The 25,319-nt window shown below is 58.8% G+C and carries 20 protein-coding genes and 2 pseudogenes; 15 read left to right on the top strand and 7 right to left on the bottom strand.

The genetic code is table 11. The features are described from left to right. Nucleotides 1–24: 24 nt before the first annotated feature. The gene (locus GOQ28_RS01825; RefSeq protein WP_160355198.1) at nt 25–993 is read right to left on the bottom strand and encodes a tripartite tricarboxylate transporter substrate binding protein; all 969 of its coding nucleotides are present in this window, start codon (nt 991–993) and stop codon (nt 25–27) included. A 167-nt stretch (nt 994–1,160) separates the two neighbouring features. On the opposite strand from GOQ28_RS01825, the gene GOQ28_RS01830 reads away from it, so the two are divergent. After that, the gene (locus GOQ28_RS01830) at nt 1,161–2,090 is read left to right on the top strand and encodes a LysR family transcriptional regulator (protein ID WP_160355199.1); all 930 of its coding nucleotides are present in this window, start codon (nt 1,161–1,163) and stop codon (nt 2,088–2,090) included. Nucleotides 2,091–2,190: 100 nt separating this feature from the next. On the opposite strand, the pseudogene GOQ28_RS01835 reads toward GOQ28_RS01830, so the two are convergent. Then, nucleotides 2,191–2,295, bottom strand: a pseudogene (locus GOQ28_RS01835) (Y-family DNA polymerase); the annotation flags it as partial. 50 nt (nt 2,296–2,345) lie between these two features. After that, nucleotides 2,346–2,456 (bottom strand): annotated as a pseudogene (locus GOQ28_RS01840) (LexA family protein); the annotation flags it as partial. Between the two features lie 275 nt (nt 2,457–2,731). On the opposite strand from GOQ28_RS01840, the gene GOQ28_RS01845 reads away from it, so the two are divergent. The 4 genes from GOQ28_RS01845 (at nt 2,732) to GOQ28_RS01860 (ending at nt 7,752) form a co-directional block, all read left to right on the top strand. After that, nucleotides 2,732–3,127 carry a type II toxin-antitoxin system Phd/YefM family antitoxin gene (locus GOQ28_RS01845; protein WP_160355200.1) on the top strand — a complete coding sequence of 132 codons (396 nt, stop codon included), beginning with the start codon at nt 2,732–2,734 and terminating at the stop codon, nt 3,125–3,127. Beyond that, nucleotides 3,124–3,768, top strand: a complete 645-nt coding sequence (locus tag GOQ28_RS01850; protein ID WP_202109595.1) for a zeta toxin family protein — start codon at nt 3,124–3,126, stop codon at nt 3,766–3,768. Before GOQ28_RS01845 ends, GOQ28_RS01850 begins: the two co-directional genes overlap by 4 nt. 1,222 nt (nt 3,769–4,990) lie before the next feature. Then, nucleotides 4,991–6,952: a phage integrase family protein gene (locus GOQ28_RS01855; RefSeq protein WP_160355201.1), complete on the top strand. Its 1,962-nt coding sequence runs from the start codon at nt 4,991–4,993 to the stop codon at nt 6,950–6,952. 62 nt (nt 6,953–7,014) lie between these two features. Next, entirely contained in the window at nt 7,015–7,752 is a 738-nt protein-coding gene (locus GOQ28_RS01860; RefSeq protein ID WP_236844186.1) for a 5'-methylthioadenosine/adenosylhomocysteine nucleosidase, read from the top strand. A 30-nt stretch (nt 7,753–7,782) separates the two neighbouring features. Here the strand turns inward: GOQ28_RS01860 and GOQ28_RS01865 are convergent, their stop codons facing one another. The 3 genes from GOQ28_RS01865 to GOQ28_RS01875 form a co-directional block, all read right to left on the bottom strand. Further along, entirely contained in the window at nt 7,783–8,283 is a 501-nt protein-coding gene (locus GOQ28_RS01865) for a flavin reductase family protein (RefSeq protein WP_160355202.1), read from the bottom strand. Continuing rightward, nucleotides 8,280–8,966, bottom strand: coding sequence for a 3,4-dihydroxy-2-butanone-4-phosphate synthase (gene ribB, locus GOQ28_RS01870; protein WP_160355203.1), 687 nt, complete (start codon nt 8,964–8,966; stop codon nt 8,280–8,282). The genes GOQ28_RS01865 and ribB overlap by 4 nt, the downstream gene beginning before the upstream one ends. Before the next feature lie 126 nt (nt 8,967–9,092). Next, entirely contained in the window at nt 9,093–10,028 is a 936-nt protein-coding gene (locus GOQ28_RS01875; protein ID WP_336603718.1) for a LysR family transcriptional regulator, read from the bottom strand. 104 nt (nt 10,029–10,132) lie between these two features. On the opposite strand from GOQ28_RS01875, the gene GOQ28_RS01880 reads away from it, so the two are divergent. The 10 genes from GOQ28_RS01880 to GOQ28_RS01925 all read left to right on the top strand — a co-directional run bounded on the left by GOQ28_RS01880 (nt 10,133) and on the right by GOQ28_RS01925 (nt 23,592). Next, nucleotides 10,133–11,494, top strand: coding sequence for an LLM class flavin-dependent oxidoreductase (locus GOQ28_RS01880; RefSeq protein WP_160355204.1), 1,362 nt, complete (start codon nt 10,133–10,135; stop codon nt 11,492–11,494). Between the two features lie 15 nt (nt 11,495–11,509). Next, entirely contained in the window at nt 11,510–12,874 is a 1,365-nt protein-coding gene (locus GOQ28_RS01885) for an acyclic terpene utilization AtuA family protein (RefSeq protein ID WP_160351215.1), read from the top strand. A gap of 8 nt (nt 12,875–12,882) precedes the next feature. Then, nucleotides 12,883–13,206, top strand: a complete 324-nt coding sequence (locus GOQ28_RS01890; RefSeq protein WP_160355205.1) for a DUF4387 domain-containing protein — start codon at nt 12,883–12,885, stop codon at nt 13,204–13,206. A gap of 141 nt (nt 13,207–13,347) precedes the next feature. Next, nucleotides 13,348–14,310 (top strand): Bug family tripartite tricarboxylate transporter substrate binding protein, encoded by a 963-nt coding sequence (locus GOQ28_RS01895; protein ID WP_160355206.1) that lies wholly within the window; start codon nt 13,348–13,350, stop codon nt 14,308–14,310. 189 nt (nt 14,311–14,499) lie between these two features. After that, on the top strand, nt 14,500–15,324 hold the full coding sequence (gene panB / locus GOQ28_RS01900) for a 3-methyl-2-oxobutanoate hydroxymethyltransferase (RefSeq protein WP_160355207.1): 825 nt from the start codon (nt 14,500–14,502) through the stop codon (nt 15,322–15,324). Between the two features lie 45 nt (nt 15,325–15,369). Continuing rightward, nucleotides 15,370–16,404, top strand: a complete 1,035-nt coding sequence (locus GOQ28_RS01905) for an RNA methyltransferase (protein WP_160355208.1) — start codon at nt 15,370–15,372, stop codon at nt 16,402–16,404. Nucleotides 16,405–16,533: 129 nt separating this feature from the next. Continuing rightward, on the top strand, nt 16,534–18,777 hold the full coding sequence (locus GOQ28_RS01910) for an ankyrin repeat domain-containing protein (protein WP_160355209.1): 2,244 nt from the start codon (nt 16,534–16,536) through the stop codon (nt 18,775–18,777). A 1,059-nt stretch (nt 18,778–19,836) separates the two neighbouring features. Next, nucleotides 19,837–21,240: a replication initiation protein gene (locus GOQ28_RS01915; protein ID WP_160355210.1), complete on the top strand. Its 1,404-nt coding sequence runs from the start codon at nt 19,837–19,839 to the stop codon at nt 21,238–21,240. Between the two features lie 151 nt (nt 21,241–21,391). Beyond that, entirely contained in the window at nt 21,392–22,591 is a 1,200-nt protein-coding gene (locus tag GOQ28_RS01920; RefSeq protein ID WP_160351208.1) for a ParA family protein, read from the top strand. Beyond that, nucleotides 22,588–23,592 (top strand): ParB/RepB/Spo0J family partition protein, encoded by a 1,005-nt coding sequence (locus tag GOQ28_RS01925; protein WP_160355211.1) that lies wholly within the window; start codon nt 22,588–22,590, stop codon nt 23,590–23,592. The genes GOQ28_RS01920 and GOQ28_RS01925 overlap by 4 nt, the downstream gene beginning before the upstream one ends. Nucleotides 23,593–24,349: 757 nt before the next feature. On the opposite strand, the gene GOQ28_RS01930 is transcribed toward GOQ28_RS01925, so the two are convergent. Then, on the bottom strand, nt 24,350–25,306 hold the full coding sequence (locus GOQ28_RS01930) for a quinone oxidoreductase family protein (protein ID WP_160355212.1): 957 nt from the start codon (nt 25,304–25,306) through the stop codon (nt 24,350–24,352). Nucleotides 25,307–25,319 lie beyond the last annotated feature (13 nt).

The following is a 25,319-nucleotide window of genomic DNA, read 5'->3' on the forward strand; positions in this document are numbered from 1 at the left end:
CTGTCGATTCAGGAGAGGAGAGGATCAATCAACACGCGCGCCGGAAAGCTTGACGGCCTCGCCCCAGCGGGCGGCCTCGGCGTTGATGAATTTCTGAAATTCCTCGGGCGAACTGTTGTTGACGTCACCGCCCATGTCCTGCAGCATCTTCGTGACATCCGGCTGCGCGACAATGCGGGAGACATCCTTGTAGATCTTCTGACGCATGTCGTTCGGCAAACTGGCGGGGCCGAACAGTCCAAACCACGTCGCGGCTTCAAAGCCCGGCATACCCGCCTCGGCCATAGTCGGCACATTGCTAATGGCCTCGACCCGGCGAGGATGCGCCAGCGCGATCGCGTTCAGCTTGCCGGACTTGATATGCGGCAGCGCCGCCGACAAGGTGACGAACGCCATCTGCACCTGGCCGCCCATCAGATCGGTGACCATCGGCGCGTCACCCTTGTAGGGCACATGGACCAGCTTGGCGCCCGTTTTTTCCTTGAACAGCTCGGCAGTCAAATGCTGCGGTGTGCCGTTGCCAGTCGAGGCGACCGTCACACCGTTTGGCGATTCTTTGGCGTAGGTGATCAGCTCTTGCAAGTTCTTCGCCGGTACGCCGGGCGCGGTCACCAGTACCAGCGGAATCGTCACCGTCAACGTGACCGGTGCGAAATCCTTGATCGGGTCGTAATTCAGGCGCGAGTACAGGCTTGCGCTGATGGTATGGGCCGCGGTGGTCTCATACAGCGTATAGCCGTCGCCCGGCGAACGGGCCACGAACTCCGCGGCGATGGTGGTCCCAGCGCCGGGCTTGTTGTTCACCACGACTTGCTGTTTCCAATCGTCCGACAGCCGTTGCGCGATGAGGCGCGCGACAACGTCCGTGGCGCCGCCAGGCGGGTAGGGAACAATTAGCGTGACCGGTTTATCCGGATAGGTCGCCGCTTGGGCGAGGGGCCCGACGATTGCGCTGGCCAACATCATGGCGGCGAAGCTTTTCCAACTTTTCATGCCTCTCTCCTTATTCTGGCGGGATCGCCAGTCATCTGTTTTTCTCATCGACCGAGTCACGGTCAGGCGCGCACCGCAGCGGTCATGGCACCGGCTGCCGCAGGACTAGATAATGCGCCGTCTGAACTAATAGGCACAAATTGGAATTTATGGACCATAATTAGGACATGGCTATCAATATCAAATATCGTCCATTAAAGGCCTTTTTGCTGGCCGTCGATAGCAACTCGTTCACCCATGCGGCGAACCGCCTCGGCGTGACTCAGCCTTCTTTCACGCTTCTGATTCAGGACCTCGAAGACGTCCTGGGCATACGCTTATTCGAGCGCACCACACGAAATATCGCATTGACCTCGGCCGGGCACGAGTTTCACGCTCGCATACAACGTCCCCTCGCTGACCTCGAAGAGGCCTATCGCAGCCTCACCGATCTGGCGGCCAAGCGTCGCGGCAACATTGTGCTCGGTGCGCTACCGTCTAGCGCATTGACGCTCATGCCTGCAGCGGTGGGCGCGTTGCACCGCGAGCACCCCGCGCTGAAAGTCCGTGTGCAGGAGGCCCACAATGATGAATTGATTGCCATGCTGCGCACCAACCAGATCGAATTCGCCGTGGCGACGTTGACCGATCCCGCGCCCGATCTGTCGTTTTCTCGGCTGATGAACGATTGTTTCTGCGCCGTGTATCCGGTAGGGCATCCGCTACAGCACGTGGCGCGGCCGCAATGGCGCGACGTTATCCGCTATGACCTCATATTGCTGTCCCACGGCTCCAGCGCGCGCTGGCAATTCGATCACGCGGTGCAAGATGAAACGCTGCCCGCAGGGGTAGGCTTGCGCTACGACGTGACCAACATGGGCACAGCCGCCGGCATGGTCCGACAGGGTCTGGGCGTGAGCGTATTGCCCCGATTGGCGTTGCCCGAGTTGAATCTCTCGGGCCTGGTATGCACGCCGCTCTATGATGAATCGGCACGTCGCGAGATCGGCATCCTGCATCGACGGGATCGTTCGCTATCACCCGCCGCCCAAGCGCTGGAGCAGTGTTTGCGTCGGGTGGCGGAAGACTTGGCGCCACGCTTGTTGTCGTATCCCTAAGCGGGCGGTGATTCTTGGTGTTTGGGCATGATCGGCGGTGCCGCGCGAATCTTGATAAGCCTATTAAATAGGTCTCGCAAAGTTGGGAATGAGTATTCGCGGAGACGGCGGCTGATTTGATGCCGAGCGCCTTGGCCTCATTGCTGCGTGAGACAACCGCCCCGTCATTGTTCGATAGGACGATGACGGGCTTGCCCGCTCGAATTCTGGGTTCTCTGGCATCAGGCGCACGACCCCGCTACGGTGATAGAGGCGCTTCACGGTGAATTCACCATCGACCACAGCCACCACGATATGGTTGTGGGCAGGCTCCATCGAGCGATCGACAATCAGCGCGTCACCGTCGTAGATCCCGGCGCCGGTCATTGACTGGCCCTTGACCCGAAACAGGAAAGACGCCGGCGGGCACCGAGGTCTCCGCCATAAACAGCGCGCAATCGAGCGCGGCAAGGGGCACCGGTTTGGTTATGACCAAAACTGGATAAAAACACAGCATAACCCCAATCCTATGGCCGCTGACCGGCTTGGGTTCGACCCCGAAGGGGCGTATGCCTCAACTAGGTCCCCCTGGAAGCGCTCTATATTGCCCATAATGGGTAAATTGGGTATATTGGGTATATCTTTAAAGTCAGGAACCCACCATGAACGCGTTTGGATCCCCAGCCACGCTGAAAACCGCATTTTCGGCCGATAGCCGCGAACCGGCCATTGATGACCTGCCAGTCGCTCCGGCGACTTCTGTAAAAAAGGAAGGCTGGCGAGGGATGATGCGCGCACTATCTGCGCACGGTAGATTGTTGGTCACCAACCATAATCAGCCAGAAGCGGTCATCCTGTCCGTGGATGAGTACACCCAGCTGGTGCAGGCTGCCCAGAGGGCTAAAGCCGCTGAGCCCGATCCACTCGCTGAATTGCGCCGACAATTCGATGAGCGTCTGCAAAAATTACAGGCCCCCGACGCTAATAACCGTCTTCGCAACCTGATGAAAAAGCCCGCCCCGCTGGCTGGTGCCGTCCTGTCTGGATCCTCCTATTGATCTCCCGCCCAGTTCTCTACGTATTAGCGGGCGTCAATGGCGCCGGCAAAAGCTCTATTGGCGGCCACCAACTCACGCAAGCTGGCCTAGCCTGGTACAACCCTGATAGCTTTGCCCGAGAATTGGTGAATGGCTATGGGTACGATCAAGAGCAAGCGAATGCTGCCGCCTGGAGTGAAGGGGTAAGGCGCCTTGATCAGGCAATTGAGCGTGGCCAGGACTTTGCTTTCGAGACCACCTTGGGCGGGTTCACTATCTCCGCAAAGCTTGCCGCCGCATCGAGCACTCATGATGTCATGATTTGGTTCTGTGGCCTGCAATCTCCCGAGCATCACATTGCCCGAGTGAAATTGCGCGTCAGCCAGGGAGGCCACGCCATTGCAGAAGAGAAGATTCGACAGCGCTATCGCACATCGGTGCTAAACCTCATCGCCCTGATTCCGTACCTGCACGAGCTCCGGGTGTACGACAACAGCCACGACGTGAAAGTCGGTGAACCCATTCCTGAGCCAAAGTTGCTGCTCTACATGTCGGGCAAAGAAATTCTAATTCCGGGAAACCTGGACGAGGCGAGATTGACGCCTGACTGGGCGATTCCAATCCTCGAAGCCGCGTATCAGATGAGCGCGCGACCGTCGTGAATCGATCCAGCAAATTTTGATTCGCATACCCAAGATTTAGGCCCTGGTTGCGGTGGTGGTGCTTGATGGATTAAACGCCAACAGCCGAATAACGGGTGAGGCCGATCAGAGCTTTTCTCGCCCCATGGGAGGCATTTCTTCCCATTCGGGATTCCTGGGAACGCCCTCGGGCATCTCTGCCATGAGGCCTTCCAACTTGTACTTGCGCGGGCGCCTGGGCTCGGCATCACTCTTGCGAGACGATTCAGGCGTTGCGTTCTCTGCGGGCGTGGGGCTTTTAGTCATGACGGGGGTGGATATTTACGCGACTAGGGCTGAGAGCAGCAACGATAGCGGCGATCTCATGAGGTTCCTACCCACTTAACGGAATGTGAATCCAGTATAGATTGTCACCGTCTTCGAGTAAGGCTGCCAGATCCGCTTAAAAGGAACGGGCAGCCTTTGGCCACCTACAATGCGACAGGGGGAATCAGCTTCATGCCGGCGTAGACCCTTCGTTTAAGGTCTTCTAGCATGGGCACAATGGAGCGCGGCGGAGTCTTGGGCCCAAGGTCAAGGAGCATTCGTTGAAATGCCTCATCATCCGAGGTGGAAACCTCGGTAAGACTCAGGAGCACAGCGCAGGCTCTGGCGAGAGCATCTCCTGCAACATCGGCGCCCGGCCGCGAACTGGTCGATTTCCAACTCAGCCTCGAGAAAGAGCTCAACACCGGGGTCATCTTCATCCCACGCGGCAAACGGGTCAAAATCCGCTTGCTCCACCAGGGTTACTCGATCCGAACTACGAACAAACGACGAAATCATCCGTTTTTTCCTTAAGCCGATAATCCGCTTCCGGGATGGAAGACGTGATCTCGGCCTTAGGATTTTGACGTCACGACTTTGGTGCCGCGCTATACGATAAGAAAAACCTCGGAGCAAAAGCCTGGGCCAGACAAAATTTTTCCCAGAAGGGCGCTTTTTTGGAAGTTTGAACGACCAAAATCCGGTCTATTTATCATGATAACTTTTATTATCATGAAATCTATATCCTGTTGATATAAAGCGTGTTTTTATTAAATCTTGCCATTCCATCCAGCATCATCCAGCCGCGTTACATGGCCCGACCATACACGCGTCAACTTGCCATCAGCCGACTTCTGCCCGCCATTCTGGCCCTGCGCTGCCACCACCCCCAGCTACAATGACGTCAATCGGAGCAATCAGAAGTTGAGCCCGCGGCATGGATGAAGAATACGTTCCGTATAGATCGAATCGTGACCATCTTGAGTTCTACCGAGCCTGGATGGAGGGAACGTTCAATGTCGACCAGCTCGCAAACCGGTATCTGGAAACCGGCACGGATCGCGCGGCGGCCAAGCGCATACTGAAAGCCGTCCAAGCTACGTTGGTGACCGCTGCGCGCCGTATGGGCAAGCATGGCCAGGCGCGGCTTCTCATGCTCGACAGGGACAGGCTGCGCGAGGCGGATGCACGCTCCTATAACCGTGTCCCATCCGAACGCCGGCGCCGGGAGCGTGATGCGCGATTATTCCGACGGCGCTTGACGCTCATCGCGGAACTGATCGACTCCGTATCGGTGCCGCCCAAACCTGGCGATCTGACTGACAAGTGGTTCGACGAATCGGTTGCCAAACCTCTGATGGACGCCGGGCTTCGCACAATCGCGCAAGTCGCCGAACGCGCCAACGCTACAGGCTATCTTTGGTACAAAAGCGTGCCACGCCTGGGCCCGACACGCGCCGCGCGCCTGAACGATTGGTTCAAACGCCATAACGAGGCGCTAGGCGATCTGTTTACGCCTTTCGCTCTCACGCCAAAGCGCTTGCTGCCCAAAGAGCAAAGGCAACCCTGGACCAGCGCGGCGGTGTCACGAGCGCCTTACGGCGTCGAACCTCGATCACCATTTCTTGCCAGCCGCGACGGGTTCTACCTGCCCCCGGCCGAACTCGATGGCTCGCGAGGAAGGAACCGGGCTCCGCTCGAAGAAAACCGCAGCGGTGCAGCCAACGACTACGAAGCGATCCAGGCTTGGCTCAACCTCTACAAAGAGCCACAGCACAAGCACACTCTGCGCGCTTATCGCACCTCGGCCGAACGCCTGCTGCTCTGGTGCGTTTTCGCCAAGCAAAAAGCCCTGTCGAGCCTGACCACGCAAGACGTGCTGGAATACAAGGCGTTCCTGGCTGACCCGAAGCCATACGATCTCTGGGTGAGCGACGCCATGCACCCGCGTTACGATCCGGACTGGCGTCCCTTCATTTGGCGCCGGCGTCCCAAGGCGCAGCGCTTTCACATCCCCAATCGTGCGATCGAGCCGCCAAACGCGCGCGTCAACGCCGCCGGCGAACCTTTGATCGCCGGACTGTCTGCCGACAGCGTGAAATACGCCCTCACTGTCGCGGCAAAGCTCTGCACGTGGCTGGTGGGCCAGCGCTATTTGGACTACAACCCCTTTTCAGGCCTGGCGCGAAAAAAGGCCCGAACCCAAATCAACGTCGGGCGCAGTCTGACGCGGCAGCAATGGGACTACGTCATGCAATTCGCGGCGTCCCTGCCTGACGACAGTTTGAAAACGCTACGTCTGAGGTTTGTGCTGCACTTCGCCTTCTCCACTGGCCTTCGCTTGTCCGAACTCGTGAACGCCAAGGCCGCCGACATCAGTATCCAGGATCTCGGCGACGATATGCGCCCGATGGTGCTTCATGTCGTAGGCAAAGGCCAAGAGCCCAGAGAAGTCTTCCTGCCGCAGTCACTGCAGCGCACCCTGGCCCAATATCTCAGCGCCCGCGGCCTGCCCGACGATCCGCGTGCCTGTCCGCCCGAAACGCCTCTGATAGCCAAGCTCTACAGCACCCGCTGGGGCGATGCCATGACCGATTCCGCCCTATACCGTGTCTTGACGAACTTCTTCGAATCGGCCGCGAATGCTATTCCCGATGCGCAGACCTCAGTCCGCGGGCGCGAAAATCGCTATCGGCTCCTGCAAGCCAGCACCCACTGGCTTCGCCATACGCACGGCTCGCACGCTGCGGCACGCGGCACCTCCCTGGCGGTTATCCAACAAAACCTGGGACACAAATCGCTCACTACGACATCCGTCTACGTCAAGGCGGAAGCCCGCTTACGCGCCGAGCAGATGGAGGCCTTTGACCAAGCTGTGTTCGGGCAAAAGGACGCATAGTGTCGATCAAAACAAACGCGTGTCACGCACTCATGACTATCCCCCCTAAACGATTAGCCATCATGGCCGCGATGCCCAAAGAATTAGAGGGTCTGGTCACAGCGATGGGAGATTCGGTCACGATCACGCGCATTGCCATGCGCGATTTTTACGTTGGCGAGATCGCAGGCTACCCTTGTGTGGTCGTCTTAAGCCGTATCGGCAAAGTCGCGGCTGCGGCCACGACCACCGTATTAATTGAGACGTTCAAGGCAACATCGATCGTATTTGTAGGCTTGGCGGGCGGACTACATTCGAGCATCCGCGTGGGCGATATCGTCGTGGCCAGTCTCCTGATGCAGCATGATCTTGATGCACGCCCTTTATTTGCGCGCTATGAAGTGCCAATGTTGGGATTAAGTCGTTTCACGCCGGATGCCTCGCTGAGTGCCGCGTTGTTGTCGCACGCTCGGGCTTATCTCGCAGAACAATCGCGTTCTGGTAGTGCACATGGCGTAGCGAGCGTCGACAGACCTTCCACCGCCCATCACGGCCTTATCGTAACGGGCGATGTGTTCGTCACCGAGCCATCACGTCACCGAGCCATCCAGCAGCAGCTGCCAGACGCACTGTGTGTGGAGATGGAAGGCGCAGCCATGGCTCAAGTCTGTTTTGAGTTCGGCGTTCCCTTTGCCGTCATGCGTGTCATCTCGGACCACGCGGATCACAACGCAGACGTGGATTTTTCGGACTTCTTAGAAAAAAAAGCGAGCCTCTATACCTGCGGTGTGCTGTTCAAATTCTTAGCGACGCTGCGCTGACCGATAAGATCCGTTGACGCGTCGCCAGCGTCAAGCCGCGGCGAGCATCTCATGCGCAACCGGCACGACATACCTGCCCTCTCCAAATGCCAAGGGCCGGTTCTCGCTGCGATACATCCGTTCGACCTGTCCAATATAGATGTCATGATCGCCACCGGGATGGACCGCGACCTTGACACACTCCAGATACGCGCTGCAGTCCTCAATAATCGGCACGCCACCCAAGCCCTCATTGACCATGACGCCGTGGAACTTGTTGCCGCCTGACCGCGCGAACTGATTAGAAATAGGGATCTGGTGGTCCGCCAGGATATTCACCACGAAGCGCTCACAATTCTTAAACGCCGCGTAACTACTCGAGGTCCGTGCCTGGCTCCACAGTATCAAAGGAGGATCCAACGACACGGAACTGAACGAATTCGCCGTCACGCCATACTGATTGCCGTCTTCGTCCACCGTCGTCATGATAGTGACGCCCGTCGTAAACGCGCCCAGGACGCGCCGAAATTCTTTGCTGTCAAAAGTGTTCATGCTTGGGCCTCGAATACAGATTGAACTCGGGATTGGCGATAAGTGATCAAGTCCGCAATAGAAATAATGGTCAGATCATGGCTAAGCGCAAATGCAATGAGGTCCGCACGGCGCGCCATGCTGCCATCGTCGTTGACCAGCTCACACAACACGCCTCCCACGCCCCGCCCGGCGAGAGCCACCAAATCATGAGCGGCTTCGGTATGCCCGGGCCGTTCCAGCACCCCGCCTGCCCTGCTGCGCAGCGGGAAAATATGCCCGGGACGCACGAAATCGTCTGCCTTGGCGGCCGGGTCGGCCAGGGCGCGCAACGTGGCGGCGCGATCGGCCGCCGAAATTCCCGTGCTGACACCTAGCCGCAGGTCCACGCTCACCGTAAAAGCCGTTCTGAAAGGATCGGCGTTGTTTGTCACCATCGGCGGTAACTCAAGACGGTCCAACACCTCGCCCGGCAGCGAAACGCACACCACGCCGCTCGTATGACGCACCATGAAGGCCATCTTTTCCGGTGTGACCGCGTTCGCGGCGATGATAAGGTCGCCCTCGTTTTCGCGCGTCTCGTCATCGACCACCAGCACGAACTCGCCGCGGCGCATCGCGTCTATGGCCGTTTCGACGGAATCAAATGCGCGTTCCGACCGCGCTTGGGTAACGCGCGAGACGGCTTGGGCTACGACAGACATAAGCAACTCCTGTAATCAGACTAGCGACAGTCTAGGAGGGCTACCGTCTACAAACAATTTGCAGAATTGAATTTATCTATAACCAACGGGAATAAGTGGTGCGTGTGCACCTGCCCTGCCCCGCGATCAAGCCAGTTTTGCGAGCTGGGTTTTAAAGTTTTTGCTCAGGAAGTCCTGGAAATTCTGTCCGGCCACATTTAATTCGGCGTTGCGCGCAACCACCATCCCGTAGCAGCGCATGATTGTCAGATCCTTGACGTCAATAGTCTTGCGTACCCCGCGCGCATTGTCATGCGCCATGGACTGCGGCAAAAACGTAATGCAGTTGCCGGCATCGACCATGCCAAGCAATGTCGGCAAGGTGATCGTGATCGCTGGATTAAATGGCGCGCCGCGACGCTCGAATTCTGCCTGCAGCTGTTTGCGCAGCGCCTGATAGCGATCCAGTAGCATGAGCGGGTACGGAAAAATCTGCTCTAAATCCACCGATTCGGCGTTCGCCAGCGGATGCCGGGCCGGTACGACCAAGGTCATTTTTTCTTCGGCCAAGGATTTAAAACCCACTCCGCGCGGCGCGCTATCCAGGGCAGCGACCGCCATATCCGCATTGCCTTCGACCACACTGCGTATGACCTGCTCATAGGGCAGATCCCGCAGCACAATGCTCACGTCGGGATAGCGCTCGTTATAGGCATGGATCAGGGCGGGCATGACGGTAGCCGCCAGCATGGGCGTGACCACGACGGTCACCCGATTGCGATCGACATCGGAGACCGCCTGGAATTTTCTCAGCACGTCGCGCAAGCCCGCTACCGCCTGCTCGGCGGCGTCACGCAGCAAGATGCCATCCGGTGTGGGCTCAACCCGCCGCGTGGTGCGCACCAGGAGTTTGACGTGCAGCTTGTCTTCCAGACGACGCACCCGGTTGGTCACCGCCGGCTGGGACAAATGCAGCTTGCGCGCCGCCACGCTGAAACTGCCCTCTCGCACCACCCAAAGAAAGGTCTCGAGTTCAGCGATTTCCAGACGGGTCAACGAGGGAGGATCGATCAATTTATTCACGGTCGTTATGAATGTATCACAGGGCGGAAATTGTGCCGCGGGCAGTCTGCACCAATACTGGCGGTCAGTTTTTGTTCGAAACCACGCAACGACATAGGCTAGACATGAGTAAATCCCCACGCCAAATGACCTTGGTTGCTTTTTTGCAAGCGCAAAACTGCTCGAACTATGCGGGCTCTTGGCGTCACGCCTCCAGTATGACGGACTACTTGTCGCCCGAATACTATCAACGTATTGCCCGTACCTTGGAAGCCGGCAAGTTCGACATGGCGTTCTTCGACGACCGGCTGGCCATGCCGGACATCTACGGCGATGGCCACCAAGACACGGTCAAGTACGGTGTGCGTCCCATCAAGTTGGATCCCACCACCGTGCTCATGGCCATGGCCATGGCGACCTCCAAGCTGGGTCTGGGGGCCACTTACTCGACGACTTACTACGAACCGTTCCACGTCGCCCGGCTGTTTGCCTCACTGGACTTGATGACCAAGGGCCGCGTCGCCTGGAACGTCGTCACTTCGATGAACAACTCCGAGGCGGCCAACTTCGGTCGCTCGGAACACCTGGAACATGACCTGCGCTACGATCGCGCCGACGAATTCATGGAAGTCGTCATGGGCCATTGGGACACCTGGCAAGAAGGCGCCATCATCGCCGACAAGGCCGCGGAAATCTTCGCCGACCCCGAGATGGTCAAGCGCCTGGATCATCAAGGACAGTATTTCAACTCGCGCGGTCCGCTGACGGTGCCGCGTTCCCCGCAAGGCCATCCGGTGATTTTGCAAGCCGGTCAAAGCGGCCGGGGTCTGGCCTTCGCCGCGCGCTGGGCCGAAGTGGTGTTCTGCAAATACCCCACCCTGGAAAACGGCAAGAAACAGTACCAGGCCCTCAAAGACGGCGTGGCCAATGCGGGACGCGATCCCGACTCGCTGAAGATCGCGCCGGAACTCAAAATCATCGTCGCCGAAACCGAGAGCCAGGCCAAGGAACAGCGCGACTACATCGCCAGCTTGTCGCGTCCTATCGATGGGTTGATCATGATGGGCGAGACGCTGAACATCGACTTCTCGGGCCGCCCCTACGAACTGCCCTTCACCGATGAAGAACTGGCGGCGATGTCCTGGCAAGGCCTGCGCGACAAGGTCATCCAGATCAGCGGCAAAAAGAATCCGTCGGTCAAGGACTTCGTCGAGGCCTCCGGCCGTGGCACGCTCAACGACGGGCCCGTGTTCTGCGGCACCGGCGCACAGGTTGCCGACCAGATGGAAGAATGGTTCAAATCGGCCTGCGACGGTTTTGTGCTGTCGGCCACATCGGTGCCCGGCACCTACGAAGATATCGTCCGCCTCGTTGTGCCCGAACTGCAAAAACGTGGCCTCTTCCGCAAGGAATATACGGACACCACGCTGCGCGGCAACGTCGGCCTGGCCAAGCCGCGTGCCGGCGACTGGCGCCGCAAAAACTAACAGGAGGCTCGAACCATGACGCAAAAGACCGTTCGCATGATGTCGGCAAGCGGCATCCTGGGCTATGGCTTTCCCGAAAGCTCGCTTCAAGCCGCGCTGGCGCTCAAACCCCATATGATTGGCGTCGATGGCGGCAGCAGCGATCCAGGCCCGCATTACCTGGGCTCGGGCAAGACGCTCAACTCTCGCCTGGCGATGAAGCGCGATCTGTCGCTGCTGTTGCGCGGCGCCATTGCCAACGGCATTCCGATGATGGTCGGGACTTGCGGGGGTGCCGGTGGCACGCCGCATCTGCAGGCTTGCGCCGATATCATCCGCGAGATCGCCGCCGAGCATGGCCTGCACTTCAAGATGGCGCTCATCGATTCGGAGCAGGACAAGGGCTTTCTGCTGGAGCAATTGCAGGCCGGCAAGATCAAGCCGCTGAGCAACGCCCCGCAAATCCGCGCCGAAGACATCGAGCAAGCCGTGCGTATCGTCGGCATGATGGGCCCGGAACCCTACCGCGAGGCACTGGCTGCCGGGGCACAGGTCATCCTCGGCGGGCGCGGCACCGACCCGGCGCCTTGGGTCGCACTCGCCATGCATCATGGCTTGCCGGAAGCCCCGGCCTGGTATGCGGGCAAGATCCTCGAATGCGCCTGCAATGCCGCCATTCCCAAGAAGCACGATTGCTTGATGGTCACGGTGGGCGAAGACTTCGTCGAAACCGAGCCCCTGAATCCGGAGTTGCGCTGCACGCCGATGTCGGTAGCCGTCCAGGCCCTGCACGAAACCTCCAGCCCGATCATTCGCTACGAACCGGGTGGCGTGGTGGACGCGAGCGAATGCGTAATCGAAGCGCTGACCGAGCGGCGCGTGCGTATCACCGGCATGCGTTGGATTCCCAAGCCCTACAGCATCAAGCTCGAGGGCGCGCGCATGGCCGGCTATAGCGCGATCACCATCGCCGCCACGCGCGACCCGGGCCTCATCGGTCAGCTCGACAGCTTTATGGCGTTCGTGCGTGAATCCACCGCGACGAAAGTCAGCGCGCTGGGGATCGATCCCTCGACCTACCAGCTGGTACTGCGCTTGTATGGCCAGGACGGCGTGATGGGCGCCTGGGAACCGAAAAAAGACAGCGTGCCGACCGAGGTTGCCATCATCGCCGAGGTCGTGGCCGACACCCAAGAAATCGCCAATGCGGCCCTGTCGCTGGCACGGGTGACCCTGCTTCACTCTGACTTCGCCGGACGGATGTGTCGCGAAGGGAACATGGCCTTCCCATTTTCCCCGTCCGATATCGAACGTGGGCCCATCTACGAGTTCATGCTCCAACACGTGCTTGAAATCGATGATCCGCTGCGCATGTTCCCCATTCATTACGAAGAAGTCTAGGAGCCCACATGGTCAAGCTGAAGCAAATCGCCAAAGCCTGCAAGAGCAAAAACGCCGGCCCCTTTCACATCACGTTGGACATCATGTTCGACAACGCGGACCTGTTCAAACAGGTGCGAGACTCCGGCGTGATCTGCCCGGACCTCATTGCTTCGCTCTACGGTGTCAAGCCGCAGGATGTGCTCTTTACCGAGTACCCCCCTGCCCTCGCTTGGAAAGCGACATTGCCGCGTCGCATTCCGTCGGGCGCCATCGGCGATACCGATATTTATGGCGCCCAGCAACATGCGCCGTTGCTGGATATCGAGATCCCCATCGACATCGCTAAATAGAAGTCCAGATCTGAACATATACCCCCTGCCTCGCTCGCGAGGCAGTATTTCATGGCGCTGGTATGGACGAGCCACAAACGCCGTCACCGCGCGGCAAAGAACGATATGCAGGTTCAATAAGCTAATAGGAGACCACGAAAAATGAAAATATGGAAAAAAGGGGTGATCGCGATCGCCCTGCAACTCGTTGCAGCCAGCGCATTCGCGCAAGATTTTCCGGAAGGGAAAACCTTGAATATGGTGCTGGGTTTCGCACCCGGCGGCGCGACCGATGCGATGGCCCGTATCGTCGCCAAGAAAGTATCGGAAAACACCGGGCAGTCGATCGCCGTGGTCAATAAACCCGGCGCTGGCGGCAATATTGCTCAGCAGTACGTCGTGTCGGCCGAACCGGACGGCTCGACCATTCTGGTCGGCAGTATCGGATCGCTCACGATCAATCCTCACCTCATGACGTTTTCGTATGATCCGCTAAAGGACCTGTCACCCATCACCATGGGTGTGGCCTATCCGCTGGTACTGGTCGTCAATCCGCAAGTCGGCGCGAAAAACGTCAAGGATCTCGTCAACATTGCCAAAACCAAACAGCTGGATTTCGCCTCCAGTGGTGTGGGGTCCGCCACGCATATGGCAGGCGAAATGCTGAATCAGCGTGCGGGCATCAATATGGTGCATGTGCCCTACAAGGGCGGCGGCCCCGCGATGATCGACCTGCTAGGCGGCCGCATCGACGCCTACTATGCCTCGCCGACCTCTGCCGCGCAGCACATCAAGAATGGGCAGCTCACGGCCTTGGCCACTACCGGCCCGACGCGCGCAGAGATCCTGCCCGAGGTGCCGACGGTCGCCGAGTCCGGATACCCCGGCTACAACGCGTTGAATTGGTACGCGTTCCTGGCGCCCGCCAAAACCCCCAAGCCCGTGATCGACCGCTGGAATCAGGAAATCGTCAAAGCCCTCAAGTCCCCGGACGTCATCAAGCTGCTGGAGGAACAAGGCTTGACCCCGATGCCCGGCACGCCTGAAGAGCTTGCACAGTTCATGCAGACCGAATCGGACAACTGGGCCAAAGTGGTCAAAGAGGGCAAGATCACGCTGCAATAAGCGCCTTGCATAACGGGCGCTGCTTTTCTCTCAGCGCCCTGATATTCACGACTCTCCATGCGCGGGCTTTAGGAGCGTGCAGCTTCCTAAAGCCTGATTGCATCGCCGTCTTTGCGCTAAGCCGGGAATGCACGGCCCTCCGCCGCCGTACTATAGTTCGATCCCCATCACCGCAGCAGGAAGGCATGCATGAGCGTCCAACAGGCCATCACACGCAAAACCATTTCCGCCATCCGCCAGTCCAAGGGACGCGGCAACATCGTGGCATTAACCGCATACACCACGCCCATGGCGCGGCACCTGGACGCACACGCCGATCTGCTGCTGGTAGGCGATTCGCTGGGCATGGTGGTGTACGGCCTGCCCAGCACGCTGGCCGTGACCCTGGACATGATGATCGCGCATGGCGCGGCCGTCGTGCGCGGATCGGCGCAGGCGTGCGTCGTGGTTGACCTGCCCTTCGGCAGCTACCAGGCATCCCCCCAGCAGGCATTCACCGCAGCGGCCCGCGTGCTAGCCGAAACCGGTGCTCAAGCGGTCAAGCTCGAAGGAGGCATTGAGATGGCAGAGACGGTGCAATTCCTGAGCGTGCGCGGCGTGCCTGTCATCAGCCATATCGGCTTGATGCCACAACAGTTCAACGCCGTAGGTGGCTACAAAGCCCAGGGCATGCAAGCCGACGCCGGTGAACGCATCTTGAATGACGCAAAGGCGCTTGAGCAAGCGGGCGCCTTTGCCCTGGTGGTGGAATGCACGGCCGAGGCCGTGGGTCGCCGCGTCACCGAAGCGCTGAGCATTCCCGTCATCGGCATAGGTGCGTCGCCGGCGTGCGATGGTCAGATCCTGGTTACCGAAGACATGCTGGGCATGTCGGGCACCCGGGTCCCGCGCTTCGTAAAGCAATATCTTCAAATGAGCACGATGATCGAGCAGGCCGCCGCGAGCTACGCGCAGGAGGTGCGCAGTGGCGCGTTCCCGGCGATCGAGCATTGCTTCGGCACCAAGACCAGCTGACCTCGCAGCGGTGAAATCCAGGCGGCGGGGTAAAATCCGCTCCCCATGCGCTATACCGACTTCGACCAACGCCTCGTCGCCCTCGACGCCCTGCCCATCCATCGCGGCAGGATCATGCGCGTCTGGCTGCAAGGGCAAGCGCTAGACCACGGCACGCGGCGGCGGCAGTCCGAGCATTTCCTGCCGCTGGCATTGCGCAACGCGGTGCCGGCTTTGACGGCCGAACTGGACGGCCTTGCACGCGTGCGCGCCGAACATACCGGCAACGACGGCTCGCGCCTGCTTGTCGAACTCGCCGATGGCCAGATGGTGGAAAGCGTGCTGCTGCCGCGCGACGGGCTTTGCGTGTCGACCCAGGTGGGATGCGCGGTCGGCTGCCGTTTTTGCATGACCGGCAAGAGCGGCCTGATCCGCCAAATCACCAGTATGGAAATTCTCGCGCAAGTGGTGTTGGCGCGACGTTTGCGCGCGGTAAAGAAAGTCGTTTTCATGGGGATGGGCGAGCCGGCACACAATCTCGACAACGTGCTCGAAGCCATCAATCTGCTAGGCACCGAAGGCAATATCGGCCATAAGAATCTGGTGTTTTCCACGGTCGGCGACCGACGCGTGTTCGACGCCCTGCCCCAGCAACGCGTCAAGCCCGCATTGGCCCTGTCACTGCACACGACCAAGGCCGACTTGCGCGCACAACTGCTACCGCGCGCGCCCAAAATGACGCCGGAAGAATTAGTCGAACTCGGCGAAGCGTACGCCCGTGACACCGGCTATCCCATTCAGTATCAATGGACGCTGCTCAAAGACGTCAATGACGGCGACGACGAACTCGACGCCGTCGTGCACTTGCTCAAGGGCAAGTACGGCGTGCTCAACCTGATCCCCTTCAATAGTCTGGAAGGTGACGACTACCAGCGCCCCGATCTCGAACGGATTCGCGAGATCGTGCGCTATCTGCATAGCCGCGGCGTACTGACGAAGGTCCGAAACAGTGCTGGCCAGGACGTGGAGGCCGGCTGTGGACAGTTGCGAGCTCGCGCGGTGGAATCCACCCACGTCATACAAGTAAAACGGCGCTCCTAACCCAAACGCGGTGTATTGCCGTGTCACTCGGTCCGATTCAAGGAATCGTCCAAAGCGACGAGAGGGAATCGTGTTGTATTGGCACCCTTATCAAGATTACCCAACCTCTAATCTTGCTCGGAGTCCTACTTGATACCTCGCAGCGTTGCCACACCATATCGCTTGACTTCCCACCTCCCGAATAGCGTAGCCCCTCCGCCCACAAGCGGCCTTTCAAAAAGCACCATCGCTCAACTCATCGAAACCGGCCCTCAGCGAGCATTCGAATTACTCGTCGAGCAACAGTCTGTCAATGTCGCAGAGCTAGGCTTTGAGAATGGACAAAACTGTCTGCACTTGGCCATCGCCGCCGGGCACACCGGCGTCGCCTATTATTTACTGAAACAGGCCCCCGATTGCACCGAAAAACTGGTGAACGGTACGGATTTCAACGGAAATACCCCTCTGATGTATGCAGTGACCAACCCACTGCATACGCCTGCCGATTTAATCGATAAGCTCATCGCCGCCGGGGCGCGCGATGAGCTGCACGAAGCACTGGCACGCTCGGTCATGCTCGTGGGGCACACCGCGATCTCCGAGCGCTTGATCGCAAACGGTGCGAACGCCGCCGCCGCGCTGGCATGGTTATGCTCAGCGGAAGATCTGTTTCGCGAGAACGTATGCGAGGCCGTTGAGTATTTGCTTAGCCGCGGCGCCGATCCGCAATCCGTCTTTGACTATGCAATAGAACGGGATTTGTGGCGCGCAATATTGGAGCTGACTCTTCTCGGCTACAGCGCTTCCGATCAGCTTATCAAAGCGGCCCAACGCGCGGATAGAGTGACAAGCGCATACTTGGTGAGTGGCGGCGTCGATACCGTGCCCGTGCTGATGCACCTTGCGACATTGCCCGAGTCGCAAGCGTCGGGCACCTCGGTGACATCGTTCGTGCCATCAAATCCTCTTTCAATGATTAATCTCATTATTCAAGAGTTGAAGATTCCGCCGACTGGGCCAAAGCTGGCGCTGTTCAAACTCGCCCGTCATGAGGATCTGACGCCTCTGCGGCGGCTCGCGGAAACGGTAGTTTGCGGCCCACTCACCCTGTGCGAGCTGTCGAAGTACCGGGCCGAGGCGCTAAAAATCCTCCACGATGTCGGATTGGTGCCCCCCCATGCACTGGAGTGGCTGGTCCGGGATGGCAACCTGGCGCAAGCGCAGAAGCTCGTGATGGCAGGCGTATCGACCGACGAACTCATGCATAAACTCGAGCATGAGGCGTACGCCGAGGAGAGCTGGCAACAACGCGCTAGCGCGGCGGCGATGATGCTATTGCTCGCGGCGGGGGCTAAGCCGCACAAGCTTCGCCCCGAAACCTCCGCAATGGTGAAGTTACATCGCCAACGTGTTCTTAGTGCAGCGGCAACGCCCGGCCGACTTAAGGAGACGTTGCGTGCCGCCGCGCTGCAGGGCAAGGTGTGCGACCTGCATGTCCTGCTTAGCCGGGCGGAGAGTAGAAGTACAGCACGGGACGTGATGAAGGATCTGGTCGCTGAAGGCCGCATCGCCGCGGCCTCCATGTTCGTAAAGAGCGGGTTGGAAGTAGGCAAAATAATTCCGCAGACTATCCTCGGATGCAGTGACACGGCGACCGCCCATGCAATGATTATCGCCGCCGATGCGGTCACCTATCCCGACGCTGTAATGCTGGAACGCCTGTCGGGCGATTTCGGCAGGTATTCGCACGCCACACTCGCGCTCCTTGAACTGCTTAAAATGGAACACCGGCAATGGGGCCGCCAGGTCATTCCCGCTCTGACGGACGGCGCGTGGGCCGTCGTGGAGTGCGCCTCAACCGATACGGAGGAAAGTCGCCAGCGGGTCGGACAGCTCCGCGACATGAAAGCCGATCTTTGCGCCGCGGTATTTCTCGCCTTCCGAGTGGTGCAATACGAAACCGCTGTCAGGCTGATCCGCTGGGAGCCCCAGATCGTGCATGACGCGTTGATGCGTACCTTTATAGACCTGGAAGCGGACCCGTGCGCCAGAGAGCTGGCGCAGAGCGCTTTGCTCCTGGCGGGCGCCACCTATACCTCTGCCCTCTGCGAGGCGGCCAAGGCCGTCCAGCCGGAAGCGGCAAAGCGCTTGCTGAGGCACCACCGCGCGGCGGGGCCCAATTTGATCAGAAAGCTATGCGAGGAACCACCCAATGAACCGAATCGGGCGATATGCCGGTTCCTTTTAGACGTGGGAGCAGATCCGCAAGCCGTCTCCAAGCGCCTTATGGTTGCAGTGCATGAGCCCGGCAACCGACAAAGACTCAAAAATCTCACGGGGTTATTGGTGAGGGACCCCAAATACGTTTCCAAGGCAAGCTTTTTCCTCGACTGATCAAGTGGTGCACCGTCACGGGGATCAATGGTGCCTTAAATTGTTCTGTGGAGCGGCCGCTAAGACGCAAGGTGCCTGGAATTGTTCCAGGCTGCCCGGCATCAACGTCAGTATGCTGCCAGCACCATGTCCGGTAGCGCTTCCAGAAGGTACCCATAATTGTCCGATAATCGTCCTGACGTGTAGCCACAGCCCTTTGAGGCGCCTTTCTCGTATCAGTCACCTCGCTATCGCCCGGCAGCCGGGCTGTTCCGACTCGGAACGCTCCCGTCGACATCGCTATGCTGATAGGCGCATAGCAGCGTAACGGGCTACGGGGCCGTCAAGGTACCCAAATTTGTGCGAACCCTCTCGCCCGTAAGCAAGGTGCCCGAATTTGTGCCGCCATCGCTTCACTCACGCGCGGAAATACAAAATTCGGGGCGCGCGCGCGAGTTATGCGCATCGTTGAGCCAGCTTGCATGAAGTGCCTGGATAAATGCGTGTTCCGACTCGGAACAACACCCGCCTCCAGGCAACAAAATACACTCAAACCAATTCGGCGGAAGAAATCAGCGGCTAATACACAACAAATCTGGGTACCTTCCGCTGTCTGGTCCCGGCTAAATCATCCGATACCGCAGCGGCCGATCATATCCAGGCACCTTGCGGCTGGACCGACACAAATCCGGGCACTATTAGGGCGACAGAAATGACATATTCCGCAGTCGGATCAACGCGTTAGGCTAGATCAGGACAAAGTTGGGTACCATCGACTTACACCCTACATATTCAGGCACCATAGCCGACAATTTCAGGCACCGAATAACAATCTCGGGTACTTCTAGAGACAATACCGGGCACCTAAGGAACGCGTCTGGGTACCTTTTCAATCTAAGTGCTTGAAATAGCAAGGAACTTATTTTTCTGTAAGTAGGTAGGTCAGTATTAAAAAACAGACTTACCTGACAGCACTACAAAACCTGGTACCAAAAATATGCGGAAAGGTGCCCGATATTGTTTTGACGCGCCACCTTGTACGCGCGATACTGGCGCCCATATCCGTTTTGGCTCGTCCCAATGACCGCGCTCCCGACTTCGCCTCCATCCCCCGATAACGCCCCGCCGAAAAACGATGGCAAAGCCATGCAGCTTGCGCTATCGCTCTTTAGCGAACTGGGCGCACACGGTGCCGGGGCGGATCATTTGCCAGTGCAGGTCGGTTTTCACAAAAACAATCTGTTCATCAACATTGTCGACATGAGTTTGTCGGCACGTCGCGCGATCGATGTGCTGTACTTCATTACTGCTCAAGACCCTGAGTACAAAAGTGGGTACCGTATTGACCTGAACATCTTCAAATGGTTGATGGGGTACACCAGCAATAACCGAAAGCACTTGCAGTCGATCCTGCGCGAGGCACAAAAAGCCGCCGTGCAGATCGAATCCTCGGGCCCGGAGGCCAGCACCGACGAACCCTGGGCCTCCATTCCCATGCTAGGACCGGTGGCAATCGCCAACGGCAAAATATTTTTCGAGATTCACCACCGACTGCAGGCAGAAATCAAAAGTCCGGCAGCCAGTCACTTTCTCAGCCTGCGCTACGTCTTCAAATCGATTCACGCGAAGATCCTGTTCGACCGCCTACAACTTTTTATCGCGCAAGGCACCACGGGTTGGATATCGCTTGATGAATTACGCGGGTGGTGGGGATTCAAAGCGGACGAGTACGCCGAGTTCAAGAAAATGCGTCAGCGCGTGATTGAAAAAGCGGTGAGCCAGATCAACGAGGTCACCGGCCTGCACGTCAGCTATGACACCAAGAACGTGCCTGGGTCCAAGCGCGTCGGGAATATCCGATTCCAAATAGAGAAAACCGCGCAATTCGACGCACCCCAGGCCTCGATGATCGCGCTGAAAGCGCAATATGAGGTACTACGCAACGAGTTTGGGTTAAATGGCGCACAGCTGGACGAAATCATCAGCCACCGCGATGAATGGGACGATGATCGCCTGCAGAAAGCCATTGAGTACACCCGTTACCAAATCGCCCAAGGCAAGGTCAAAAGATCGGTCGCCGGTTACTTTATGAAGGCCGTGCGTGAAGCGTATGCCCTGGGCACCGCGCAATTGCAAATCGATGCCATCGCTGCCTCGAATGACATCGCGGTCTCCCCGAATCCTCTCCAGCAAGCCGTTGCCGCGCGCGAACAAGCCATTCAAGCCGAAGTGGACCAATTGGAAACGCTCGGCCACACGGGCTATGAAGCCTACCTTGCCATGGAGCCGGCACAACGGGCCGAAGTGCTGCGCGAATTCATCCGTTCCTTACCCGCACGAACGTTGGCCGTTCAATTGCATATTGAGCCCGCCATGCTAGCCACGCTGGTGGGCGACAACACAGATGTGCAGACGCAATTGGGCGCCTTCGTGGCGATGCGTACCGTGCGCACAACGCGCCGCCGCCGGGTCGCGATTCCTTGAGCATGGCCGGATGCGCTGGCCCGTATGAGGCGGGTGCGGCCGCTTAGCCACCTTCAGCGCTCCACGCAAGGCGGTCACAATTTCGTGCTTCCTTTAATTTTCCACTTTGTATAAAATTCGCCGCAAAGTGATTAATCGATAAGGGAACGCGATGGTAGCTAACTTGCAAGTAAAGATCGACCGACGTGTGGACTTGGCGCAGGTCGCCGATTTTGCAAGGCGGTTGGAGACCGTCACGAACGAACTGCGCGATCAAATTCTCTCGCCCAGACCCCGGAAAACGCCGCCCGTTTTTACTTCGGCACAAGTTGCCGATATGTGCGGCATTGAACGGTCGCGATTGAATTACTTGCTCAACCGTGAAGGCACCTCGTTGCCTCAAGGCGAAGTGCGAGGCAACCGCAGCCGCATTTTCACATTGCCGGAGGCACGTCAATGCGTGCAGCAAATCTCCGACATCGAGAAATCGCCTTTGCTCGTCGGCAAACCCGGCTCGGCCAAAATATTGGTGGTTGCCAACTTTAAGGGCGGATCAACGAAGACGACCACCGCGATGAACATCGCACAGGGCTTGTCACTGCTCGGGCGCAAATGCCTGCTTATCGATTTGGATCCCCAGTCCTCCGCCACGGAACTGTGCGGCTTGTATGCCGAGCAAGACGTGCGCGAGGAACATACCATCCTGCCCTTTATCTATGAAGGAAACGTCGCCGACCTGGATGCGGTGATTCAAACCACTTATTGGGATGGCCTCGATCTCATCCCCGCGCACACCGCTCTGTTCTCGGCCGAGTTTCACTTGCCCGCCATGACGTCGCGCGATCCGGGTTTCCGGTTCTGGAACGTGCTGCGCAACGGCCTGGATCATTTGCGCGACCGCTACGACTATATCGTGCTGGATTCCGCGCCGTCGTTGTCGTATATGACAATCAATGCCTTGATGGCCGCCGACGCGATGGTCATGCCGCTCGTGCCAGAAAGCCTGGATTTTATGAGCTCGGTGTCGTTCTGGAGCCTGTTTTCCGACATGGGCACCACTTTTGTCGAGCGCGGAGAGCAAAAAACCTTTGATTTCATCTCGGTGCTGCTCTCTCGCGTTGACCGCGGGGCCGCCTCGGCCGCGCCTGTCGTGCGCTCCTGGGCGCAGCGCGCCTATGCCGATTGGATGCACACCATCGAGGTGCCCGCCAGCTCCGTGGCCAGCACCATCGGGTTGGCATTGGGGACCGTGCATGACCTGTCCAAGGGCGACGTTGATGACCGCGCGTTGGCGCGCGCCAAAGAACCGTTGACCGCTTATTGCCAGTGGATCGACGAACAATACACCGATCACTGGAGGGCTTCGAAATGAGGCGCAATCTACGCGAAGAGATGTTGAACAAGACGGCGAGCCTGCGCTCCACCGCCGAGGTACCGCGCCCCGTTTTGGAGCCCGCTGTAGCGCCAGACCCGTCCCGCCTCCCCCGCACCGGCCCTGGCCAGCTCGCGGCATTAACAACCGCGCAACAGCGTATCAAAGAGCTTGAAGAAAAACTGGCCAGTGGTGGTGCCCGAAGCAAATTGCCGGTGAGTGTGCTGGAACGCAATCCCTGGCAACCTCGCCGCTATTTCGATCAGGCGGCACTCGATGAACTGGGACAAAACATCGAGATCAACGGCCAGCTGCAGCCCATCATTGTGCGCGTGCATCCCGAGCAACCGGCTCGCTATCAGATCGCGATGGGCGAGCGGCGGTGGTTAAGCCGTAAGAATCGCGGGCATGCCGAGGTCGACGTTGTCGTGGTGGACTACTCCGACGAGCAGATGGCCATCACCGCTTTAAGTGAAAACTTGCAGCGCGAAGAGCTTTCGGATTACGAAATCAGCTTGTCTCTGGCCACGATTGAAAAAGCGTTCGCCAAACGCAAGGATATCGCCGAAGCCATCGGTATTTCGCGCACGCAATTGTTTCGTTTGTCCGCTTTCCAAAAATTGCCCGATTTCGTCTTGGAAGACCTTGGCACCCAACCCAGGCTGTTAGGTGCCTCGGCCGCGGGTGACATTGCTTCCGTGTTAGGTCGGCATGGTCAAGAAGGCACCAACGCCCTGCGCGAGCTATGGCCACGCGTGCGCCAGGGCCAATTGGAGCAAGGCCGTGTTGCTAAGGAAATCGACGTGCTGGTATCGCGCCATCGCGACGCGTCGCCTCGCAGGGACGGCTATCTGCGTACGTTCTACCGAAATGGGAAGAAAGCCGCGGACATCCGACGCGATGGCAAGCATCTGATGATACGAGTGCATCAGGCCGTCTTGGACGACAAGACGGAGAAGTCGATTAAAGACTTCATGGATAAGTTATTTCCGCAGGATTGATTGCGAAATCAGGGGCGGTTCGACCGAACCTCGCCCATGCGACTCGTTAGCCGGGCCTCGCTGTCGAAATGATTGCGAGGCCCTTTTGTTTTGGGGCCGCGGATGGATAGAGGCGTAGACGCGCTCGCCTATCCATGATGTCTAGTTGGGTGCCACCCGGGCACGCGTATGGAAAGTGTTCCGACTCGGAACACTGGGGGGGAAATAGCGGGTACGGTGACGCCCATCCCTGCTCTAGACGTTCCGACTCGGAACAACCCCAGGAACACTATGCAAATTGTTCACTCGGGGGGCCGAGACATCGAGGCGGCATACGCATTACGACCCCAGCGGGCCGTCCCCGCCACGATCAGCCTCTGGCATGTTCCGACTCGGAACATCCAACACAACTCGGCTCCTGGCCCATGGACGAAACACAAGGCGGCGGTGCTGCCACCGGTGTTCCGAGTCGGAACGTTCGTTTCCGACCCGGAGGTCGAGGATTAACGTCTGAACAAAGCTCTCGACGTCGCCGCAGAGAGAGGCGGCATTCCCGCTTTGCGTCCCGCGCGCCAACAATAACGTGGTCGCCCAGGCCCCCAAGGGATCCGGACTGTTCCGACTCGGAACATGCTTTCGGAACGGGTACGGATTACGATGCCGCGAGACCGTCGGAGCTGATGTGCAGCAGCTCTCTCCGAAGGGCGCCCGCGATCATGGTGCAGCAGTCGTTGTCAGCCAAACCGGCACCGCCTCTCCGGGCGACTCTGTGATCGGGTTACTGATCAATGCGCAGCGTGATCTTGCCAAAATGCAGGTTCGCCTTCATGCGCTCGTACGCCTGCGCAGCGTCAGCCAGCGCGAACTCCCGATCCAGCGGGATAGACAGCTCACCGCGGTCCAGCGCATCCGACAGATCCCTATGCATCCGTTCGGTAATTAGCTGGATTTCCGCTGAGCTGCGGGTTCTAAACGTGACCCCGATATAGCTCAGGCGCTTCACCGCATGCGTTTCAAAATCGAACGCCCCGGTCGCACCACCCAGGCGTCCCACGTTGACGATCCGCCCGAGAATGGCCGCCACCTGGATCAGGTCGTTGAACCGCGCACCGGCGACCTGGTCGACAATGACGTTAAACCCGTCGCCTGCGGTGAGGCCCAAGGATTGTTCCGGCCAGCGCGGATCATCACTATCGAGCACCGCGTCAAAGCCGTTATCAAGCAATGCGGCGCGCCTTGCCGGATCGCGCGAGGTACCCATGACAAAGCCAGCGCCGCACGCACGGGCGATTTTTGCCCCCGTCAGGCCTACGCTGGAGGCCGCGCCATGAATCAGCACCCGATCCCCTCTCTCGATGCGTCCGTGCGTGACGATCGCATCGTGCATCGTCTGTAGCGCCAGCATGACTGAAGAGGCCTCACGATAGGAAATCCTTTCAGCCGGGATTTTCATCGTGCGGCCCACGTCAGCCACCGCGTATTCGGCAAACGCCGCCTTGCCCGAGCACATCACTCTGTCGCCGACTCTGAAGGCCGTAACGTCCGGGGCCACCGCCACGACTTCGCCCGCCCACTCCATGCCCAGCACGGTATTCTCCCCCAGCTGAAGTGTCCGCAGATCGGCGCGATTTAGCGCAGCGGCATGAACCCGGACCAAGAGTTGCCCAGCACCGACGGTGGGCGTGGGCAAATCTCTTAAAACTGCGCCTGCTGGGGTTGCGAGTACTGCCTTCATCTGCATCTCCTTG

Origin of the sequence: Bordetella sp. 02P26C-1 (assembly GCF_009763255.1) — a bacterium.
In the GTDB taxonomy this organism is placed as follows: domain Bacteria; phylum Pseudomonadota; class Gammaproteobacteria; order Burkholderiales; family Burkholderiaceae_B; genus Bordetella_A.

Bases quoted from the DNA above. Each gene is read 5' to 3' on its own strand.
- GOQ28_RS01825 (WP_160355198.1), bottom strand. From the start codon at position 993: ATGAAAAGTTGGAAAAGCTTCGCCGCCATGATGTTGGCCAGCGCAATC.
- GOQ28_RS01885 (WP_160351215.1), top strand. From the start codon at position 11,510: ATGACGCAAAAGACCGTTCGCATGATGTCGGCAAGCGGCATCCTGGGC.
- GOQ28_RS01890 (WP_160355205.1), top strand. From the start codon at position 12,883: ATGGTCAAGCTGAAGCAAATCGCCAAAGCCTGCAAGAGCAAAAACGCC.
- GOQ28_RS01915 (WP_160355210.1), top strand. From the start codon at position 19,837: ATGACCGCGCTCCCGACTTCGCCTCCATCCCCCGATAACGCCCCGCCG.
- GOQ28_RS01905 (WP_160355208.1), top strand. From the start codon at position 15,370: ATGCGCTATACCGACTTCGACCAACGCCTCGTCGCCCTCGACGCCCTG.
- GOQ28_RS01865 (WP_160355202.1), bottom strand. From the start codon at position 8,283: ATGAACACTTTTGACAGCAAAGAATTTCGGCGCGTCCTGGGCGCGTTT.
- GOQ28_RS01880 (WP_160355204.1), top strand. From the start codon at position 10,133: ATGAGTAAATCCCCACGCCAAATGACCTTGGTTGCTTTTTTGCAAGCG.
- GOQ28_RS01860 (WP_236844186.1), top strand. From the start codon at position 7,015: ATGGCCGCGATGCCCAAAGAATTAGAGGGTCTGGTCACAGCGATGGGA.
- GOQ28_RS01845 (WP_160355200.1), top strand. From the start codon at position 2,732: ATGAACGCGTTTGGATCCCCAGCCACGCTGAAAACCGCATTTTCGGCC.
- GOQ28_RS01895 (WP_160355206.1), top strand. From the start codon at position 13,348: ATGAAAATATGGAAAAAAGGGGTGATCGCGATCGCCCTGCAACTCGTT.
- ribB (WP_160355203.1), bottom strand. From the start codon at position 8,966: ATGTCTGTCGTAGCCCAAGCCGTCTCGCGCGTTACCCAAGCGCGGTCG.
- GOQ28_RS01925 (WP_160355211.1), top strand. From the start codon at position 22,588: ATGAGGCGCAATCTACGCGAAGAGATGTTGAACAAGACGGCGAGCCTG.
- GOQ28_RS01855 (WP_160355201.1), top strand. From the start codon at position 4,991: ATGGATGAAGAATACGTTCCGTATAGATCGAATCGTGACCATCTTGAG.
- GOQ28_RS01920 (WP_160351208.1), top strand. From the start codon at position 21,392: ATGGTAGCTAACTTGCAAGTAAAGATCGACCGACGTGTGGACTTGGCG.
- GOQ28_RS01830 (WP_160355199.1), top strand. From the start codon at position 1,161: ATGGCTATCAATATCAAATATCGTCCATTAAAGGCCTTTTTGCTGGCC.
- GOQ28_RS01930 (WP_160355212.1), bottom strand. From the start codon at position 25,306: ATGAAGGCAGTACTCGCAACCCCAGCAGGCGCAGTTTTAAGAGATTTG.
- panB (WP_160355207.1), top strand. From the start codon at position 14,500: ATGAGCGTCCAACAGGCCATCACACGCAAAACCATTTCCGCCATCCGC.